The sequence below is a fragment of the Bradyrhizobium sp. dw_78 genome, from assembly GCF_018449525.1.
Classification (GTDB): domain Bacteria; phylum Pseudomonadota; class Alphaproteobacteria; order Rhizobiales; family Xanthobacteraceae; genus Bradyrhizobium.
The window spans coordinates 31,963-50,740 of record NZ_JAAVUS010000012.1 but is presented as its reverse complement, the minus strand read 5'-3'; the positions used below and the strand labels follow the sequence as shown (position 1 = coordinate 50,740).

Genomic DNA, 18,778 nt, shown 5'->3' with positions numbered 1-18,778 from the left:
GGCAAGCCATGAGCGATTCCGTTCGCATTGTCGAAGTCGGCCCGCGCGACGGGCTTCAAAACGAAAAGACTCCGGTCGGCGTGGCGGACCGCATCGCCTTCATCAAGGCGCTGCTCGGCGCCGGGCTGCACACGATCGAAGTCGGGGCCTTTGTCTCGCCGAAGGCGATCCCGCAGATGGTGAATTCGGACCAGGTGTTGCGCGGGGTCAGTCAATTCGGCGGCGGCGAATTCCACGTGCTGGTCCCGAACGAAAAGGGCTATGAGGCGGCGCGCGCGGCCGGCGCCAGGGTGGTCGCGGTGTTTGCATCGGCTTCCGAGGGCTTTTCGCGCGCCAACATCAATTGCTCGGTCGCGGAGTCGATCGAGCGGTTCAAGCCGGTCATGGCCCGCGCCAAGGCGGATGGGATCAAGGTGCGCGGTTATATCTCCTGCGTGCTCGGCTGCCCCTATGACGGCGAGGTAAAGCCGCAGGCGGTCGTGGACGTCGCCAAAACCCTGTGGGATCTCGGCTGCTATGAAATCTCGCTCGGCGACACTATCGGCGTCGGCACGCCGGCCAAGGCCCGGCAATTGTTGCGTGCGGTGGCCGGTCAGGTGCCGATGGAAAACCTCGCGATGCATTTTCATGACACCTACGGGCAGGCGCTGGCCAACCTCTATGCCGGCATGGAAGAGGGAGCGCGGGTGATCGATTCCGCGGCCGGTGGCCTCGGCGGCTGTCCGTTCGCGCCCGGCGCCACCGGCAACGTCGCGACCGAGGATGTGGTCTACATGCTGGAAGGTATGGGCATTGCGACCGGGGTCGACATGCCCGGATTGCTGGCGGCGACCAATGAAATCAGCAGGCTGATCGGCCGCCCGCCGGTCAGCCGGGTCGCCTCGGCGATGAATGCGAAGAAGCGGGCCGGGAAATAGCCTTCAGCGGCTGCCGTCCGGCCCCAGCACGAGATCGGGCAACAAGGTCGATATCCCCGGCACGAAGCACAGCACGACGACCGCCAGCATCATCAGCAGCACGAATGGCAGCGTGCCCCAGATCACCTCGCTCAGCGGGATGTCCGGTGCGACGTTGCGGATCACGAACAGGTTCAAGCCCACCGGCGGGTGGATGAGGCCCATCTCCATCACGATGGTCATGACGACGCCAAACCAGATGATGTCGAAATGCGCGGCGCGCAGCGGCGGCAGGACGATCGGCGCGGTCATCAGGATGATCGAGACCGGTGGCAGGAAGAAGCCGAGCACGACGACCATGACGAGGATCGCTGCGAGCAATGCCCAGCGCGACAGGTTCATGGCGACGATCGCCTCGGCGGCCGACTGCGAAATATGCAGATAGCTCATCACGTAGGAATAAAGCAGCGACATGCCGATGATCATCATCAACATGGTGGATTCGCGGATCGTCGATGTCAGGATCGGCGTGAGGTCAGTCGGCCGCCAAACGCCGTAGATCAATGCGATCAGCAGCAGCGCGAGCAGACCGCCAAGGCCTGCGGTTTCCGATGGCGTGGCATAGCCGCCATAGAGCGCGACCATGACGCCGGTGAGCAGGATGACGAACGGCAGCACGCGGGGCAGAACCTGGAAGCGCTCGGCAAAGGAGAAATCGTCGCGCTTGAGGATGACCGACGTCGCGCCGGTCTCGTTATAGGCGGCATGGGCCGCGGCATATTCCTTGCGGAAGCGCAATACGGCATAGCAGCCGAATAGCAGCACCAGTAGCAACGCCGGTCCGATACCGGCGAGGAACAGCCTCCCCAAAGATTTTTCCGCGGCGACCGCGAACAGGATCATCGTGATCGAAGGCGGCAGCAGGATGCCGAGCGTGCCGCCGGCGGCGATGATGCCGGCGGCGAATCCGCCCGAGTAGCCGCGCTTGCGCATCTCCGGGATGCCGGCGGAGCCGATCGCCGAGCAGGTTGCCGGCGAGGAGCCCGCCATCGCCGCGAACAGCGCGCAGGCAAAGACATTGGCGATTCCAAGCCCGCCGGGCACCCGGTGCAGCCAGGCATGAAGCGCGGTGTAGAGATCCTGGCCGGCGCGGGACTTGCCGATCGCAGCGCCCTTCAGAATGAACAGCGGGATCGCGAGCAACGTGATCGAGGACATCTCCTCATACACATCCTGCGTGACGGTATCGAGCGAGGCGGTGGGCATGTAGATGCCCATGAATACCAATGCGACCGCGCCGAGCGCGAAGGCGATCGGCATTCCGGAAAACATCGCAAACAGGGTGGCTACGGCGTAGCTGACGCCAATTCCCAGCACATTCATCGGCGCGTCGCACCACTTAGGGGAATGATAACCTGCAGCAGGATTTGCACGCACAACAGTGTCATGCCGATTGCCATCAGGCCGTAGGGGATCGCCAGCGGTGGCGCCCACATCGAGTTGGTAACCTGGCCGTCGACCCAGGCCTCGTTCGTCAGAGTCCAGGATTTCCAGGCAAAGAACGTGCAAAACAGCAGGCTCGCGACATCGACAAGCCATAGCCGGATGCGGTTGACCATCGGCGGCAGCAATCCGACGAAGGCCTCGATGCCGATATGGCCGCGCTGTCCCTGCACATAGGCCGCTGTCATGAAGGTGGCGCCGACCAGAAGGAACACCGCCATCTCGTCCTGCCAGTAATTCGGACTCTGGAATAATGCTCGTCCGATCACGCTGTCGGTCAGTACAAGGCAGGCCGCGATCAGCGCCAAGGCGGCCAGGATGAGGATCACACGGTTGCAAAACGCCAATGCGTACTCAAACGCCGCGACCGGTGAGTTACCCGGCGCGACGTTCGATTGGTCGTTTCGATCCGGAATCGGACCGTGCATCACGCGCTGACGTCGGTAGCGAGCTTCAGCAGGTTGGCTGCTTTCGCGGTCTTCGCGCCATAGTCCTTCCAGGCGGTGTCGCGCGCAATGTCACGCCACTTGTTGACCGTGGCGGTATCGAGCAAGCTGACCTTGGCGCCGGCCTTTTCGTAGGTCTTCGCCACTTCGGTATCGTCGGCCTGCGCACCCTTCCTGCCAAACGCCTCGAGTTCGCTGCCAAGACTAAGGATGATGTCCTGGTGCTTTTTCGGCAGACCGTCGAACACCAATTTGGACATCAGCAGCGGCTCCAGCATGAACCAGTAGGATGCTTGCGCGCCGGACGTCAGCGCTTTGGATACTTCCTCGAGCCGGAAGGAAATCAGGCTGGTGGAAGAGGTGATGCCGGCATCGCAGGCGCCGGTCTGCATCGCCGTGTAGATTTCGTCTGAAGGCACCGACAGCACGGAGGCGCCGGCGGTCTGCAGCACCATGTCCATCTCCCGCGAGCCGCCGCGGATCTTGAGGCCCTTGGCGTCTTCCGGTGCAAGGATTGTTCTTGAACGGCTGGCGACGCCGCCGGCCTGCCAGATCCAGGTCAACAGGATGACGCCCTTGTCGGCCAGCAAATCCGTCAGCGCCTTGCCGACCGGCTGGCCTTTCCAGCGCAAGCCCTGATCATAGGTCGTGACCAGCCCGGGCATGAGCGCAATATTGGCCTCCGGCACCTCGCCACCGGCATAGGGAAGAGGATCGAGGGTGATATCAAGCGCGCCTTTGCGGATCGCCGAGAACTGCGCATTGGTCTTGATCAATGATGAGTTCGGATAGACATCGGCGGTGATCTCGCCACCGCTTCGTTTCGCTAGTTCGGCAGCGAATATGCGGCACAGACGGTCGCGGAAATCGCCCTTGTCGACCGTACCGCCCGGAAACTGATGCGATATTTTCAGCGTGGTGGCTGCATGCGCCGTTCCAATCCCAAAACGCAGGATCGCCGGTGCGGCAAGCGTGGATGCGAGGATGTGGCGGCGCGTAAGCATGGATAAGTTCCCCCTAAAAAGTGACATCTAATTTGACGCGAATAGCGACGTTGAGCGCATCCTAGCCGATATGGGCCTCAAATTTCTCTAATCGGATAGTTGAAGGTGCCCGATAATTCTCGAAGCCGAACGTGGAGGCAAGTCCGGGTATTGCTGCGGCGCACACCGGGCGAAACTCCGACAACAATCAGACAACAATGCGTCTAAATTCGCCGGCGGCTTGGATGGCTCCCTCGGAAAACCCGTGACGGCACTGCGGTAAAATCTTTCCAAATCCGGGTAACAAAGAGGGCGTTACGAGCGTCCAAATCCGCAGTGGCATCCGCCGCTCTCGACGTCGCTCTTCAAAAGGATAATCCGCCATGACCATACGTACCCGCACCGCGTTTGGCGTTTCTATCGCGGCTATCGCGCTCAGCCTGACGCTGGCCCCCGCCGCTTTCGCTCAGGATAAGATGGGAAATGACAGCATGATGAAAAAAGATACCATGTCCAAGGATACGATGATGAAGAAGGACACGATGTCCAAGGACGCCATGAAAAAGGGCGACGGCATGAAGAAAGATGGCATGAAAAAGGACGAGATGGCGAAGTAATAAGCATCAGCCTCTCGAAGTCTTGCGGGCCCGCCTGAACTCGAAGGCGGGCCCGCAAAGTGTCAGGCTATTTCTTTTTGCCCTTGTTCTTGCGGGCCGCATAGCGAGCATCGCGCTTTGCCTTCTGCTCGGCTTCAAGCGCGGCCTGCCTTGCCTCAAATTCCTCTTTTTCGCGCGCAAGTTGTGCTGCTGCGGCGGCGGCCTCTTCCTTCTCGCGACGCTTCTGTTCAGCTTTCGCTGCCTCCTGCGCCTCTTTGGCCTTGGCTCGCGCGGCAGCGATAGCCTCACGCTCGGCCCGGCGTTTTATGACCTCCGGATCGTCGGCACCCGGCTGGGCGCGGAACTTGTCCAGAATGTTTTGCCGTGCCTGCTGAGCGGCTTTTTGTCGGTCTGCGAAGCCAGGTTCCTTGAATCCGCTCATAGAAGTCTTGTCGCCTTTGTTGTTTGTTGCGAGATCATCGATCATACGCCACGTCGGTCAAATTGTACGCGCGATGAAACGCGGCTTGTAGCCCTGTGCATCAGGCGACGCAACGTCGTCTGCAAACGATTCTGCGGTAAACCGCGCCATACGCTCCCCAATCGTACGGATATCACATCGCCCTTTGCCGCATGGAAACCATAATGCGCACCGTTGGTTACGCCTGCCCCTTTCCGGTTTTCCCGCCCCGCGGAACCGTGAGGCGGAATTTAGCAATCCATGTACGGGTCGCACGGCATAGAGCGATTTGAATGAAACTGCTTCAAACCGAGAAACGTTGGCTGTTCGTGCTTTCGGCCACGGCCATCGTCTATTTCCTGCTGGCTTATGCCGCGCTGCCGGCGTTGTGGGCCCATCATGAGCATGAGCCGGGCTTGGCCTCGCTGCCGATGGTAACGCAGACCGGCAGCGGCATTCCGGGCGACGCGCTCAATGTCGGGCTGGTCGGCAGCGAGCAGGACGTGTTGCGCGCCATGGAGGCGGCGGGCTGGTTTCCGGCCGATCCCGTGACGTTTCGCACCAGCATCGAGATCATCGGCAGCGTGGTGCTCGACCGGCCCTACACCGACGCTCCCGTCAGCCCACTCTATTATCAAGGTAAAAAGGAGAAGCTCGCGTTCGAGAAGCCTGACGGCAAAAGCGCGGACCGGCGGCATCATGTCCGGCTGTGGCTGGTGCTCGAAAAGGGCATGGACGGCCGTCCGGTCTGGCTCGGCGCGGCGACCTATGATCGCGGGGTAGGCTTCAGCCATTACACCGGGCAGGTTACCCATCACATCGCGCCGAACATCGATGCCGAACGCGATCTGCTGATGCGGGATTTGAGCAATGCCGGGATGGTCGATGCCCTGTTCCAGATCTCGGGCGTCGGCCCGACCTTGTTTGGCCGCAATGGCGGCGGCGATTCCTATTACACGGACGGCGAAATCGATGTCGGCAGTCTGGTCGCAGGCGGCGTTAAGCGAACGGAGCCGCCGGCGACGTTGCCGCCGCCGCCGCTCATTGCCTTGAAGGACCAGATTTGGCACGGCGTCAGCGATACGATCGGCCAATAAATCAGCCAAGAAACCGGGCGCAGGCGCCGCCGCGGAATTTCAATCGATTTGACGCCATCGGCTTGATGCCGGCGCGGCCTCGTCTCATGCGAGGCCCGGCGCCTCGCACCCGGCTGCTCCCAAACAAGTGATTGAATTTCAATCGCGCCGGCTCGACCAATCCGGGAAATGCGTTTCATCAGGGAGGTCACGCCCATGCTTGCCGAGAAGTTCTTTCTGCTTCTGGAGACTCTCCGGAGCCAGGTGCAGGCCCATCCCGACGGTAGTCCGGTCATTGTGAGTACCGCGCGGCATGTTCCGATCAAACTGCCGAACGGGACTGGAAAATAGCGGCTGGATTTTGATGTCAGGAATTTTGATGTCGAGGATCAAGGTGCTTCAGAAAATCGCGGGCTGGCCGCATCCCCGATTGTCCGTCCGGCCGACAAAGCTGAACTGCTTGATCGGGCTCGGCGCGTCACCGGTGGCCGCCGTTGGTCCGGGCATTCCAGCTACCCCAGCTGACATTGGCAAGGGTCTGCAGGTCTGTGGTGAGGGGGCGCCGGGTTTGCCGCTCATAGGCCGCTATGCAGCGTTCGGACTGCGCGATTTTCCGTTTGAGTTCTGCGACCGCCTTTTGCATTTCGCCGGGCTTCCTGGCGTCGGCCATCTCGCCGATCGTGAATCTCGAGACTTCCAGCGCCTTCAAGGCTTCGCGGTGCTTTTTGAGTTGTGCCCGGTGCCAGGCAATTTCGCTATTGCTGTCAGCAACCATGTCGAACATCCCTGATTCGGCATCAAGCATATCACCGGCCAAATCCGGGAGCATCCATGTTTAGCAGCTCTTTCGGTCAGGGTAGACGACATGATCCCAGATCGATCAGCCGCACGGTGTTTGCGCACGACCACAGCGCGCTATCGAAAGAGTACCAACAGCACATCCCGCTCGATAAGCAGTGAGGAAACCAGCCCAGCCTTACCGCTGTGGTTCTTGCCTGTGTCTGTGCTGCCCCGTCAGATCCACCTGTGTTGGTGTCTCACCATTTCGGCGAGATAGTTTTTGCAGGACCGGCTGTAAATCAGATTGACGATGAATTCCCACATGACCGAACCCTTGTTGTTTGATCCGGCATGTTGCTACGAGATGCTCGTTTCAGGATGGCTTCGCGGGGCCGGAAAATGACTTCGCGGCACGAGAAAATCGTTTCATGGCTTGTTGGGCTGCGAGGCGTCAGATCGGCCGGTCATTGCGTTGTACATTTTGGCTGCCGCATTGCCCTCGGCCCTGAACAAGCGATGGCGTTCCGGCGAACGAAGGCGTGCCTCAACCTAACAAAAAGGACCGCCCGAAGGCGGTCCTGCTGTCGCGTGAGTAAGACTTGCCGGGATCAGGCAGCGTGAAATTCGCGGCCGCGCCTGCGATAGGCCATGAAGCCGACGCCGGCAAAACCAAGAACCATCATGGCCCAGGTAGAAGGCTCGGGAACAGCAGCAACGACGGGCGCAAGAGTAGCGCCTACGGCAGGATCGATCGCCGAACCATCTGGCGGAGAATAGAGTATGTCAGCCGAGAAATAAGCCGCGTCAAACGTATGCGAGCCATTGTCGGCGGGGATAGTTGAGAGACGGAAGTCGCTTGCAGACAGGGTACCGGAGTCGGTCAACTCGAAGGTAAGCGTCGAAGTCGGGCTGTTTGTTCCTGAGGTGAACTTGATACCGTAAGTGAAATTTCCGAATGGTGAGTTGTTGACGGTCGCGGGGGAGGGGTCGACGGCAAAGTTTGCCGGAAGTCCGCTGATCGTTTCACCCGCCAGGAAGCTAAAAGAGAATGCGTCATTAACGCCACTGCGGGCAAAGGTATCGTTGGCACCCAGGGTAACCGTGAATACCAAATTATCGCCGGGGTTCGCCTGTGTCACCGTTACCGTGCCGTAGGGGCCAGAGCCGCAGGTGTTGCAGGTGCCCATGCTGTTCAACGTGTCCGTTAAAATGACCTCAGCCTTAGCCGAGGAGCAAGCCCCACCGGTTACGGCTGCTAGCGCCGCCAAACCTGCAACCACGTTCTTTGACAAAATCATTCTGCCCTCCAAAATCAAAAAAATAACGAATCGGTATTCTAAGCAAAGATATAAAATCTCATTTTTGATTGGAGTCAATCTAAGTCCAATTAAATAAGGGGCACTTTAATATCATTGCCATTAAATGGCGCCTTGCTCCCGCATCATCATCATCATCATCATCGTCGGCTTGAATCGCCGCCCCCAACAAAAGACCGCCCGAAGGCGGTCGTCGTGCTGTTGCGTGAGAAAGAATTGCCGAGATCAGACGGCGTGAAGCTCGCGGCCGCGCCTGCGATAGACCATGAAGCCAAGGCCAGCAAAACCAAGTACCATCATGGCCCAGGTAGAGGGCTCGGGAACCGCTGTGATGATACCAGTCGCCAGATATGCGTAATTGCCATCGCCGGCTTCAGCGTAAGAATGGTCGTTACCCGAAATGATGCTGCCTGTGCCGTTGAACGTCGTGGGGACGATCAACTGTAAATAGTCGACACCGTTTACCTGGAAATCAATCTGCTCTCCGCCGTAGATGTCGAGATAAGCGGTGGAAATCATCAGATAGGCTCCCGGTGTGGAGCTGCTGAGCGTCGATAATAGGCTGCCGTTCGCCGCATAGATATTGATGTTATAATTATATAGATAATCGTATGAATTGGTCCCGAGCGGAAAGGTGCCGCTTGGTGCGACAAACGATCCCGAAAACGATCCCCCGCTGAGCGCCGAATAATAAGAGGAACCGGGGATGTCCTGGAACGACCCGGAAACATCGTAGGTGATAGGGGATGCCGATGCGACCGAAGCAAGGCCCGTCATGCCGAAAAAGAGTGCGAGTCCAGCCAACGACGACCTAATATAATTCATAATAAATGCCCCATTATCACTTTTATATTGAAATAATAGCGTCTCAAAAAACAGGGGTCAAGCCGACAAAAGGCGCTTCCCCTGCGGAATAGGGACCGATGACCGGGGATGCGCAGATCGCCGGACGCAATCCTTGAAACGAGAGAATAATCGTTTTGCCGACCTGGACGCACACAAGCCAGCGTTAAAGAAATGGATCAGGCCTCAAAGTAGGGCTGGAGCTCTTCATTCGGCCGATCGGAATTTCTGAACTTTCGCATACATTCCGTGATGTGAAGCGCGAGACGGTTTTCCGGGGCCTCCTTGGCCTCCGGGGCAGATTTTACCGCCGCATCTCGCAGGCGAGCGCGCTGGCGTCTCAAATATCTTTTGGACTTTGTATGCATCGGCGCAAAACCTACGTCTCTGTGGCATCATACGATCGACGCCTGCAGATTTAGTTAATGGGCGAGGGCGCCAGCGGCGATCACCTTCATGCGGATGACCGGGCGTCGGCGATGCGAACGCGGGTGATGTATCCAAAATAAAAGACAGCCCGAAGGCGGTCTTTTGTCTACTTGGAGGCAACGGTCATCAGCCTCGTTCGCGCTTTATCGCAAGCAGGGCGCGAAGGAACATATCCTCGCGAGGTCATGCACGGGGTCGAGGAGCGGTTGACGGCCGCGATCGACTGCTTGGCGACCGGCTCGATCGCGCCCTCGATCGATCGCAGCGTGCCCCGGGGTAAATGATGCCGGACGTCTCAAAGCTCGACACGATTCTGGCGAAAGATGCGGCCGGCAAGTCTAAGCCGCGGGGTGCTTGTGAAACAGATATCGGCGTCAGCAAAAGCCGTGCGACGATTGTTTCGGTCCGCTCGAGGAAAACATGACGGGCGGCCAGGTCCAGAGGCGAAGACGGATGTCTAACTCAACCATATCGGCCGTCTGAGACAAACTTCATGTGGTTAGCCCCCCGCTTTCCGCGAATCGAATAAGAGCTGGCTGCAATAGCGGCGGCCATAACAAGCAAAAAGACCGCCCGAAGGCGGCCTCTTTCTTCGGATTGACGAGAGAATCGAGGATTAGGCCGCAGCGAATGCTGACCGTCCACCAGCACGTCGGCGGCGACAAGCCATGAAGCCGATGCCAGCGAAACCGAGAATGATCATCGCCCATGTGGATAGTTCGGGAACGGCAGTTACCAGAGTGCCGTTGTTTGCAAAGGCACCGCCATCCTGTGGAAATGAGCCAATAGTGGTGAAGGCATCTGGTGCGAAGTAATAGTTTTCAGTCTCGGCGGTGTTGCCCGCGATGAAGTTGATGGTTATCGCGTCCTGCCCTGGGTAGTCAGTCACGAAGCTGACTCCGGTGCATTGGACAAAATTGTCTCCGCACGCGAGATTGCTTTGCGCTGCAGTGAATGTCGTATCCGAGGTGATAAAATCGGGAACAGTGATGCTGAATGAAGCATTTGGCGGATTGAAGATGCTGGTCTGAAAATCGCCCGAGAATGTATAAGTCACCTCCGCCTGCGCCGCTGAAACTGTGGCCAACACAAGCGCCGCCGCTGCGGCCAATCCGAATACCTTCCGCTTCATCATCTACGCCACCCAGCAGTTGCACTTTTACTGATCTCAATCTGGCCAGCCGACGAAGTGTTGTCAATTAGAGTTGCGGCTAGATTTATGCACTCGGCCGATGAAAGTTATTTCTCGTTCACAATCCGGCGTAGCTCCTCGGTACGGGAAGAGAGCGAAGCCGAAGCGGTATCCGCGTCGGGTTGCCGTACTGTCTGTTGAGGCGCGTTTCGAGGCGGAGCGCGGATCGAGGCAAAATCGCCGCGGCTCGCTCGGCAACAGAGCAAGGGATGATGGCAAAGATCCGCTGTGCCCTGTCCAGCTATTCAGCGACGAGCTCAGTGGTGGCACGCTCTCAGCCGTAGTGTCGGCTTGGGATGGCAGGCCGCAGCGGTCAACCGATCTCAATTGATGGTGTGGTTTCGCTGGACGTTGATCTCGCAGGCTCAGTTTTTCCCGAAAGCTGCGAACTGAAATCTCATGGTGCGGGGGCGGCGAAGCTCAGTGCTGGAACAAGCATTGGCTCACTTTTGAACCGGCGAGCCAAAACGATGGATAAGCTATTGAAATCATTAGGGGCAGAAAATTTTGGCGATCCCAGCAGGATTCGAACCTGCAACCCGCGGAGTAGAAATCCGCTACTCTATCCAGTTGAGCTATGGGATCGTATGGCGACCGATCGCCCGGCCTTCATACCACGGCCAATATGAAAAATCCGCCTCGCCGCCAAGCCGATTTACAAGTCCATTTATGGCCAAGACTATCTTGCGGCTAAGTCTATCCGAACCATTTTGGCCGATCCATCGACCAAGGTGGATCGCGCCTGCCGCTCTACCTGTACCTTCGCTGTACCGCACCGATCCGGCGCGATGGAAACCTGTCCTGGCCATGCCGCATGCGACCTTTTCACCGCCCTGTTTCGGGACCATAGGTCCGTCACCCTTTTCGCGCATTTTTGGTCGATACGCGGCCCTGGTCCGCGCACGGAGTCTCATCATGACCGGTTTGATTCGCGCTGTGACGCTGTGCGCCACCCTGGTGTTTGGTCTGGTGGCGGCGCAGGCCGCGGACAAGGCCTTCAAACGTGACGATCTGGCCGATGCGGCGATCAAGCTGGAAGCCCAGATCAAGAGCGAGGCGGGGCCGGTTTCCAGGTCTGCCGCGACGCTGCGGACCGATGCCGACGCCGCCTTCAAACGAAGCGATTTCCGCAATGGCTTGCAGATCCTGGGGCAGATCGCCGCGATCTCGCCCGATGACAGCGCCAACTGGCTTAGGCTGGCGCGGACCATTTTCCAGATCAAGCCTTCCAACGCGAGCGAGGAGACGTTTCTTCTGGAGCGCGCCTCGACCGCGGCCTACATCGCCTATCAGCGCGCCGGCAATGCAGGCGAGGAGGCGGACGCTTTGGCGGTGCTGGGCCGCACGATGTCCGAGCGCAAGCTGTGGCGGCCGGCGCTGGACGCGCTGCGGCTGTCGCTCGATCTGCGCGAGGTCGCCGACGTTCGCGAACAATATGAAAAGATGCGCGACGAACATGGTTTCCGCTTGCTCGATTACAGCGTCGATTCCGACGCGGCTTCACCGCGCGCCTGCTTCCAGTTCTCCGAGGATCTCGCCAAGCGCACCGACTTCACCCCGTTCGTGGCGCTGGCCGGCACCGACAAGCCGGCGCTGTCGGCGGAAGAGAAGCAGCTTTGCGTCGACGGCCTGAAGCACGGCGAGCGCTACACCGTCGATCTGCGCGCCGGGCTGCCGTCCATCGTCAAGGAGACGCTGCCGAAGTCCGCCGAATTCAACATCTATGTGCGCGACCGCAAGCCGTTCGTGCGCTTCACCGGACGGGCCTATGTGCTGCCGCGCGCCGGCCAGCGCGGCATTCCGCTGGTCAGCGTCAACACGCCGGCGGTGAAGGTGAATGTGTTCAGGATCGGCGATCGCAACCTGATCAATACGGTGATCGGCAGCGATTTCCAGCAGCAGCTGAACGCCTACCAGCTTTCCGACCTGGGCAATGAGCGCGGCGTCAAGGTCTGGTCGGGCGAACTCGCCACCGCGGCCACGCTCAACGAGGACGTCACCACGGCGTTCCCGGTGGACCAGGCGCTCGGCGATCTGCAGCCGGGCGTCTACGTCATGACCGCAGCTCCCAAAGGGGCGGGCAGCGATGATGACGGCCAACTCGCGACCCAATGGTTCATCGTTTCCGATCTCGGGCTGACCGCGTTCTCGGGCAATGACGGCATCCATGTGTTCGTCAATTCGCTGACGACGACGGACGCGGTCGGGAAGGCCGAGGTGCGGCTGATCGCGCGCAACAACGAAATCCTCGCCACCCGCAAGACCGACGAATCCGGCCATGTGTTGTTCGAGGCCGGGCTGGCGCGCGGTGAGGGCGGTCTGGCGCCAGCGCTGCTGACAGTGACCAGCGACAAGGCCGACTACGCTTTCCTCAGCCTGAAGAGCGACGCCTTCGATCTGTCGGACCGCGGCGTTTCGGGGCGGGCGGTGCCCGCAGGCGCCGATGCCTTCGTCTATGCCGAGCGCGGCGTCTATCGCTCCAACGAGACGGTCTATCTCACGGCGTTGCTGCGCGACGGGCAGGGCAATGCCGTCACCGGCGGACCGCTGACGCTGGTGATCGAGCGTCCTGATGGCGTCGAGTTCCGGCGCGCCGTGCTGGCCGATCAGGGCGCCGGTGGGCGCACCCTGGCGGTGCCGCTCAATTCCGCCGTGCCGGCCGGGACCTGGCGGGTGAGCGCCTTTACCGATCCCAAGGCCTCGACGGTCGGCGAAACCACCTTCATGGTCGAGGATTACATTCCCGAGCGGATTGAATTCGATCTGTCCAGCAAAGACAAAGCCATCAAAGCCGAAGCTCCTGTGGAGCTGAAGGTCGAGGGGCATTTCCTCTATGGCGCTCCTGCCTCGGAGCTCCAGCTCGAAGGCGACATGCTGGTCGCGCAGGCGGCGGAACGGCCCGGTTACCCCGGCTACCAGTTCGGCGTCGACGACGAGGAGACCGCCAGCAACGAGCGGACGCCGATCGAGAACCTGCCGGCGACCGATGCCAGCGGCGTCGCGACCTTCCCGGTGAGCCTCGACAAGCCGCCTGGTTCGACCCGCCCGCAGGAAGCCCAGATCTTCATCCGCATGGCGGAAGCCGGCGGCCGCGCGGTCGAGCGCAAACTGGTGCTACCGGTGGCGCCTACCGCCGCTATGATCGGCGTCAAGCCGTTGTTCGCCGACAAGAACGTTGCGGAGGGCGACAAGGCCGCCTTCGATGTCGTGTTCGTCGCGCCGGATGGCAAGCCGTTGCCGCGCGACGGGCTGCGCTACGAGCTCCTGAAGATCGAATCCCATTACCAATGGTACCGGCAGAATTCATCTTGGGATTACGAGCCGGTGAAATCGACCACGCGGGTGACCGATGGCGATCTCATCGTTGCCGCCGACAAACCCGCGCGCGTCACGCTGTCGCCACAGCCGGGCCGCTATCGCCTCGACGTCAAGACGGCGGACGCCGACGGGCCGCTGACCTCGGTGCAGTTCGACGTCGGCTGGTACTCCGATGGCAGTGCCGACACACCGGATCTGCTGGAGACCTCGATCGACCGGCCGGACTATCAATCCGGCGACACCATGACGGTCTCGGTCAACGCGCGCGTGGCCGGCAAGCTGACCGTCAATGTGCTCGGCGACCGCTTGCTGACGACCCAGACCGCCGACGTCAAGGAAGGCACCTCACAGGTCAAAATTCCTATCGGCAGGGATTGGGGCACCGGTGCCTATGTGGTGGCGACGCTGCGCCGGCCGATGGACACCGCGGCGCTGCGGATGCCGGGCCGGTCGATCGGACTGAAATGGTTCGGTATCGACAGGAAGACGCGCACGCTGGACGTCAGCCTTTCGCCGCCATCCCTGGTGCGTCCAGGCTCGACACTGAAGATTCCGGTCAAGCTTGGGGGACTAAGTCCCGGCGAGGACGCCAAAATCGTCGTCGCGGCGGTCGATGTCGGCATCCTCAATCTGACCAATTACAAGCCGCCGACGCCGGATGACTACTATCTAGGCCAGCGCCGCCTGACTTCGGAAATCCGCGATCTCTATGGGCAGTTGATCGACGGCATGCAGGGCACCCGCGGCCAGATCAGGACCGGCGGCGATTCCGCAGGCGCGGAGTTGCAGGGCAGCCCGCCGACCCAGAAGCCGCTGGCGCTGTATTCGGGAATCGTCACCGTCGCGGCGGACGGCACCGCTGAAGTCAGTTTCGACATTCCGGAATTTGCCGGCACCGCACGCGTGATGGCGGTGGCCTGGACCGCGACCAAGCTCGGCAGGGCCTCCACCGACGTCACGGTGCGAGACCCTGTGGTGCTGACGACGACGCTGCCGCGCTTCCTGCTCGATGGCGATCACGGCACCATGAGCTACGACCTCGACAATGTCGAAGGCGCGCCCGGCGATTACACGGTCAAGGTAACGGCGTCGGGCCCGGTCAAGGTCAGCGGCAATCCCTCGACCACGGCCAGTCTCAAGGCCGGGCAGCGGAGTTCGATGTCGCTGGCGTTGGATGCCGCCGGCACCGGCACGGCCGCGATCGATGTCGATATCAAGGGACCGAACGGACCGACATTGGCGCGGCATTATGCGCTCGACGTCAAGGCGGCGACGCAAATCCTGGCGCGCCGTTCGATCCGGACGCTGGCCAAGGGCGAGAGCCTGACGCTCACCTCGGATATGTTCTCCGACCTGGTGCCGGGCACCGGCAGCGTTTCGCTGTCCGCCAGCCTCTCCACCGCGCTAGACGCCGCCACCATTCTGAAAGCGCTCGACCGCTACCCGTACGGATGCTCCGAGCAGATCACCAGCCGCGCGATGCCGCTGCTCTATGTCAACGATCTCGCGGCGGGGGCGCATCTGGCGATGGACACGGCGGTCGATCAGCGCGTCAAGGATGCGATCGACCGGCTGTTGGCGCGGCAAGGCTCGAATGGCTCGTTCGGGCTGTGGTCGTCCGGCGGCGACGACGCCTGGCTTGACGCCTATGTCACGGACTTCCTGACCCGCGCCCGCGAAAAAGGATTTGCGGTGCCGGATGTGCTGTTCAGGAGCGCGCTCGACCGCATCCGCAATTCGGTGGTGAACGCCGATGAGCCGGAAAAGGATGGCGGCCGCAATCTGGCCTACGGCCTCTATGTGCTTGCCCGTAACGGCGCCGCGCCGATCGGCGATCTGCGCTACCTCGCCGATACCAAGCTGAACAACCTCGCTACCCCGATCGCCAGATCGCAACTGGCGGCGGCGCTGGCGCTGGTCGGCGACAAGGCGCGGGCGGAGCGGGTCTATGCGGCGGCGCTGGAGAGCCTATCGCCGAAACCGGCGCTGGAATTTGGCCGGACCGACTATGGCAGCGCGCTGCGCGATGCCGCCGCATTGGTGTCGCTTGCCAGCGAAGGCAACGCGCCGCATGCGACGCTGACCCAGGCGGTCGAACGCGTCGAGGTGGCGCGTGGGCTGACGCCTTACACCTCGACCCAGGAGGACGCCTGGCTGGTGCTGGCGGCGCGGGCGCTGGCGAAGGAGACGCTGGCGCTGGATGTCGACGGAGCGCCGGTCAAGACCGCGCTGTACCGCAGCTACCAGGCCTCCGAGATGGCGGGAAAGCCGGTCAAGATCACCAATACCGGCGATATGCCGGTGCAGGTCGTGGTCTCCGTAAGCGGGTCGCCGGTCACGCCGGAGCCTCCAGCCTCGAACGGCTTCAAGATCGAACGCAACTATTTCACGCTCGACGGCAAGCCGGCCGATATCTCCAGGGCCCGGCAGAACGATCGCTTCGCTGTCGTTCTCAGGGTCACCGAGCCGCGGCCGGAGTTCGGCCACATCATGGTCTCGGACTATCTGCCGGCGGGGCTTGAGATCGACAATCCGCATCTGGTCTCGTCGGGCGATAGCGGCACGCTGGACTGGATCGAGGATGGCGAGGAACCCCAGAACACCGAATTCCGCGACGACCGCTTTACCGCCGCGATCGATCGTGCCGCCAACGACAAGTCGGTGTTCACCGTGGCCTATGTGGTCCGCGCGGTGTCGCCGGGCAAATATGTGCTGCCGCAGGCCTATGTCGAGGACATGTACAATCCCTCGCGCTATGGCCGGACCGGCACCGGCACGGTCGAGGTCAGCGCGGCGAAATGAGCGTTGTGGAAACCATTGCGCCGACAGTCCCGCCGAAACGCCGCTGGCGTCGGATCAATCTCATCGCAGCCGTGTCGGCGGCAATGATCTTGCTCCTGGTTGGCGTCTTCGCAGCATGGGCCATCTCGCTCGGACCGTTGCCGCTGGCGCAAGCGCGGCAGGTTTCGACGACGGTCCTCGATCGCAACGGCAAATTGCTGCGCGCCTATGCGATGGCTGACGGACGCTGGCGGCTGCCGGTCGACGCGAAGAAAGACGTCGATCCGGTCTATCTCAAGCTGCTGTTCGCGTATGAAGACAAACGCTTCTATTCGCATGACGGCGTCGATCCGTGGGCGTTGGGACGCGCCGCGTTGCAACTTCTGACCCGCGACCACATCGTTTCCGGCGGTTCGACGATCACGATGCAGCTGGCGCGGCTGCTGGAGCCGCGCCGGAAGCGCTCGGTTCATGCCAAGCTGCGCCAGATGGTGCGCGCGATCGAGATCGAGCATGAACTGAGCAAGGGCCAGATTCTCGATCTCTATCTGACGCTGGCGCCCTATGGCGGCAATCTCGAAGGCATTCGTGCCGCCTCGATTGCCTATTTCGGCAAGGAGCCGAAGCGGCTGACGCTGGCGGAGGCGGCGCTGTTGGTCGCTCTGCCGCAATCGCCGGAAAACCGGCGGCTGGATCGCCATCCGCACAAGGCGCGACTGGCGCGGGACCGCGTCCTCGACCGCATGGTCGAGGACGGCCAGATCTCGGCGGAGGATGCGGTTGCGGCGAAAGCGGTGCCGGTGCCGCGGCTACGCCAGTCGATCCCGATCCTGGCGCCGCATTCCGCCGATCGGGCCGTCTCGACGCTCAAGGGCATTCCCGTCATTTCGCTGACGCTGGATGCCAATGTGCAAAGGGCGATCGAGGCATTGGCGCGCGATCGCGCCATCGCGCTGGGTCCGAATATTTCCGTCGGTATTCTCGTGGTCGACAACGCGAGCGGTGATGTGCTGGCACGGGTCGGCTCGCCCGATTATTTCGATGCGCATCGCGCGGGGCAGGTGGACATGACCCGCGCGGTCCGTTCGCCGGGATCGACGCTGAAGCCGTTCATCTACGGCCTGGCCTTCGAAGACGGCTTCGTGCATCCGGAAAGCCTGATCGATGACCGGCCGATCCGGTTCGGCGACTACGCGCCGCAGGATTTCGATATGACCTTCCAGGGCACGGTGCCGGTGCGCAAGGCCCTGCAACTGTCCCTCAACGTGCCGGCCATCGCGCTGCTCGACCGGGTCGGCGCGAGCCGCCTGGCCTCGCGGCTGAAACAGGCGGGCGGCAATCTGGTGCTGCCGAAAGACGAAGTGCCGGGATTGGCGATGGGGCTCGGGGGCGTCGGTATCACCCTGCAGGACCTTGTTCAGCTCTATTTGGGTTTCCCCCGGCTCGGCACCACGCGGCCGTTGCGCGAGATCGTCGATGCCGGAGACGGGCCGCGCGATCCGTTGCGGCTGATGGATCAGGCCGCGGCCTGGCAGGTCGGCAACGTGCTGATGGGCACGCCGCCGCCGGAAAATGCCCCGCAACGCCGGATCGCGTTCAAGACCGGAACCAGCTACGGCTATCGCGATGCCTGGTCGGTCGGCTTCGACGGCCGCATGACCATCGGGGTCTGGGTCGGGCGTCCCGACGGGGCGCCGGTTCCGGGGCTCGTGGGACGCACGGCGGCCGCGCCCATCCTGTTCGACGCCTTTGCGCGCACCGGAAAGCTGCCGATGCCGCTGCCGAGGCCTCCGAAGGGCGTGCTGATCGCGAGCAATGCCGGGCTTCCATTGCCGCTGCGGCGATTTCGCCCGTTAGGGGAACTGGTTCGGACCGGCAGCGAGCAGGCGCCGCACATCCAGTTTCCGCTGAACGGCTCCCGGATCGATGTCTCCGGCTCCAGTGAGGGCAATTTCTCGGCCATGCCCGTAAAAATTGCCGGCGGCGTGCCGCCAATGACGATGCTGGTCAACGGCATGGCGGCGGGGCAAATCGACAGCCGGCGCCAGCGCCTGGTCAATCCGCCCGGGCCGGGCTTTGTCAGACTGACCGTGATCGACGCCACGGGCGCCGCGGACACAGTTGTTGTCAGAATTCAATAGAGCTCCGCTAACCGGTTG

The 18,778-nt window shown here is 61.5% G+C and carries 14 protein-coding genes and 1 tRNA gene; 5 read left to right on the top strand and 10 right to left on the bottom strand.

Annotated elements, in window-relative coordinates; all coding sequences use genetic code 11:
• Positions 1 to 8: 8 nt before the first annotated feature.
• Positions 9 to 917: a hydroxymethylglutaryl-CoA lyase gene (locus tag HB630_RS25145; RefSeq protein WP_213775407.1), complete on the top strand. Its 909-nt coding sequence runs from the start codon at positions 9 to 11 to the stop codon at positions 915 to 917.
• A 3-nt stretch (positions 918 to 920) separates the two neighbouring features.
• Here HB630_RS25145 and HB630_RS25140 read toward each other — a convergent pair whose 3' ends face one another.
• The 3 genes from HB630_RS25140 to dctP are packed head-to-tail and all read right to left on the bottom strand — an operon-like array spanning position 921 to position 3,849.
• Complete coding sequence (locus tag HB630_RS25140) at positions 921 to 2,279, bottom strand: TRAP transporter large permease (RefSeq protein WP_213775406.1); 1,359 nt, start codon at positions 2,277 to 2,279, stop codon at positions 921 to 923.
• Positions 2,276 to 2,830 (bottom strand): TRAP transporter small permease subunit, encoded by a 555-nt coding sequence (locus HB630_RS25135; RefSeq protein WP_213775405.1) that lies wholly within the window; start codon positions 2,828 to 2,830, stop codon positions 2,276 to 2,278. Before HB630_RS25135 ends, HB630_RS25140 begins: the two co-directional genes overlap by 4 nt.
• A complete protein-coding gene (gene dctP, locus HB630_RS25130; RefSeq protein ID WP_213775404.1) occupies positions 2,827 to 3,849 on the bottom strand; it encodes a TRAP transporter substrate-binding protein DctP in 1,023 nt (340 codons plus the stop codon). Before dctP ends, HB630_RS25135 begins: the two co-directional genes overlap by 4 nt.
• Before the next feature lie 362 nt (positions 3,850 to 4,211).
• Here dctP and HB630_RS25125 point away from each other — a divergent pair, with 362 nt between their 5' ends.
• Positions 4,212 to 4,445, top strand: a complete 234-nt coding sequence (locus tag HB630_RS25125) for a pentapeptide MXKDX repeat protein (RefSeq protein WP_213775403.1) — start codon at positions 4,212 to 4,214, stop codon at positions 4,443 to 4,445.
• Between the two features lie 67 nt (positions 4,446 to 4,512).
• Here the strand turns inward: HB630_RS25125 and HB630_RS25120 are convergent, their stop codons facing one another.
• Positions 4,513 to 4,866 (bottom strand): DUF6481 family protein, encoded by a 354-nt coding sequence (locus HB630_RS25120; RefSeq protein WP_213775492.1) that lies wholly within the window; start codon positions 4,864 to 4,866, stop codon positions 4,513 to 4,515.
• Positions 4,867 to 5,177: 311 nt separating this feature from the next.
• Between HB630_RS25120 and HB630_RS25115 the strand changes: the two genes are divergently transcribed.
• Positions 5,178 to 5,981, top strand: a complete 804-nt coding sequence (locus tag HB630_RS25115) for an LssY C-terminal domain-containing protein (protein WP_213775402.1) — start codon at positions 5,178 to 5,180, stop codon at positions 5,979 to 5,981.
• 138 nt (positions 5,982 to 6,119) lie between these two features.
• Here HB630_RS25115 and HB630_RS25110 read toward each other — a convergent pair whose 3' ends face one another.
• From HB630_RS25110 to HB630_RS25085, 6 genes are all read right to left on the bottom strand, one after another.
• Complete coding sequence (locus HB630_RS25110) at positions 6,120 to 6,353, bottom strand: hypothetical protein (RefSeq protein ID WP_213775401.1); 234 nt, start codon at positions 6,351 to 6,353, stop codon at positions 6,120 to 6,122.
• 85 nt (positions 6,354 to 6,438) lie between these two features.
• Complete coding sequence (locus HB630_RS25105) at positions 6,439 to 6,735, bottom strand: hypothetical protein (protein WP_213775491.1); 297 nt, start codon at positions 6,733 to 6,735, stop codon at positions 6,439 to 6,441.
• A gap of 613 nt (positions 6,736 to 7,348) precedes the next feature.
• Positions 7,349 to 8,116 (bottom strand): PEPxxWA-CTERM sorting domain-containing protein, encoded by a 768-nt coding sequence (locus HB630_RS25100; protein ID WP_213775400.1) that lies wholly within the window; start codon positions 8,114 to 8,116, stop codon positions 7,349 to 7,351.
• A gap of 165 nt (positions 8,117 to 8,281) precedes the next feature.
• Positions 8,282 to 8,881 carry a PEP-CTERM sorting domain-containing protein gene (locus HB630_RS25095; RefSeq protein ID WP_213775399.1) on the bottom strand — a complete coding sequence of 200 codons (600 nt, stop codon included), beginning with the start codon at positions 8,879 to 8,881 and terminating at the stop codon, positions 8,282 to 8,284.
• Between the two features lie 1,063 nt (positions 8,882 to 9,944).
• Positions 9,945 to 10,463, bottom strand: coding sequence for a hypothetical protein (locus tag HB630_RS25090; protein ID WP_213775398.1), 519 nt, complete (start codon positions 10,461 to 10,463; stop codon positions 9,945 to 9,947).
• A gap of 565 nt (positions 10,464 to 11,028) precedes the next feature.
• Positions 11,029 to 11,105, bottom strand: a tRNA-Arg gene (locus tag HB630_RS25085).
• 330 nt (positions 11,106 to 11,435) lie between these two features.
• Between HB630_RS25085 and HB630_RS25080 the strand changes: the two genes are divergently transcribed.
• Both HB630_RS25080 and pbpC read left to right on the top strand, forming a co-directional pair.
• Positions 11,436 to 16,640, top strand: a complete 5,205-nt coding sequence (locus HB630_RS25080; RefSeq protein ID WP_213775397.1) for an alpha-2-macroglobulin — start codon at positions 11,436 to 11,438, stop codon at positions 16,638 to 16,640.
• Entirely contained in the window at positions 16,637 to 18,760 is a 2,124-nt protein-coding gene (gene pbpC, locus HB630_RS25075; RefSeq protein ID WP_213775396.1) for a penicillin-binding protein 1C, read from the top strand. The genes HB630_RS25080 and pbpC overlap by 4 nt, the downstream gene beginning before the upstream one ends.
• The last annotated feature ends 18 nt before the right edge of the window (positions 18,761 to 18,778 follow it).

What these genes read in the sequence shown, in the direction of transcription:
- HB630_RS25145 (WP_213775407.1), top strand. Translation starts at nt 9, where the DNA reads ATGAGCGATTCCGTTCGCATTGTCGAAGTCGGCCCGCGCGACGGGCTT.
- HB630_RS25080 (WP_213775397.1), top strand. Translation starts at nt 11,436, where the DNA reads ATGACCGGTTTGATTCGCGCTGTGACGCTGTGCGCCACCCTGGTGTTT.
- HB630_RS25105 (WP_213775491.1), bottom strand. Translation starts at nt 6,735, where the DNA reads ATGGTTGCTGACAGCAATAGCGAAATTGCCTGGCACCGGGCACAACTC.
- dctP (WP_213775404.1), bottom strand. Translation starts at nt 3,849, where the DNA reads ATGCTTACGCGCCGCCACATCCTCGCATCCACGCTTGCCGCACCGGCG.
- HB630_RS25115 (WP_213775402.1), top strand. Translation starts at nt 5,178, where the DNA reads ATGAAACTGCTTCAAACCGAGAAACGTTGGCTGTTCGTGCTTTCGGCC.
- pbpC (WP_213775396.1), top strand. Translation starts at nt 16,637, where the DNA reads ATGAGCGTTGTGGAAACCATTGCGCCGACAGTCCCGCCGAAACGCCGC.
- HB630_RS25120 (WP_213775492.1), bottom strand. Translation starts at nt 4,866, where the DNA reads ATGAGCGGATTCAAGGAACCTGGCTTCGCAGACCGACAAAAAGCCGCT.
- HB630_RS25125 (WP_213775403.1), top strand. Translation starts at nt 4,212, where the DNA reads ATGACCATACGTACCCGCACCGCGTTTGGCGTTTCTATCGCGGCTATC.
- HB630_RS25140 (WP_213775406.1), bottom strand. Translation starts at nt 2,279, where the DNA reads ATGAATGTGCTGGGAATTGGCGTCAGCTACGCCGTAGCCACCCTGTTT.
- HB630_RS25095 (WP_213775399.1), bottom strand. Translation starts at nt 8,881, where the DNA reads ATGAATTATATTAGGTCGTCGTTGGCTGGACTCGCACTCTTTTTCGGC.
- HB630_RS25090 (WP_213775398.1), bottom strand. Translation starts at nt 10,463, where the DNA reads ATGATGAAGCGGAAGGTATTCGGATTGGCCGCAGCGGCGGCGCTTGTG.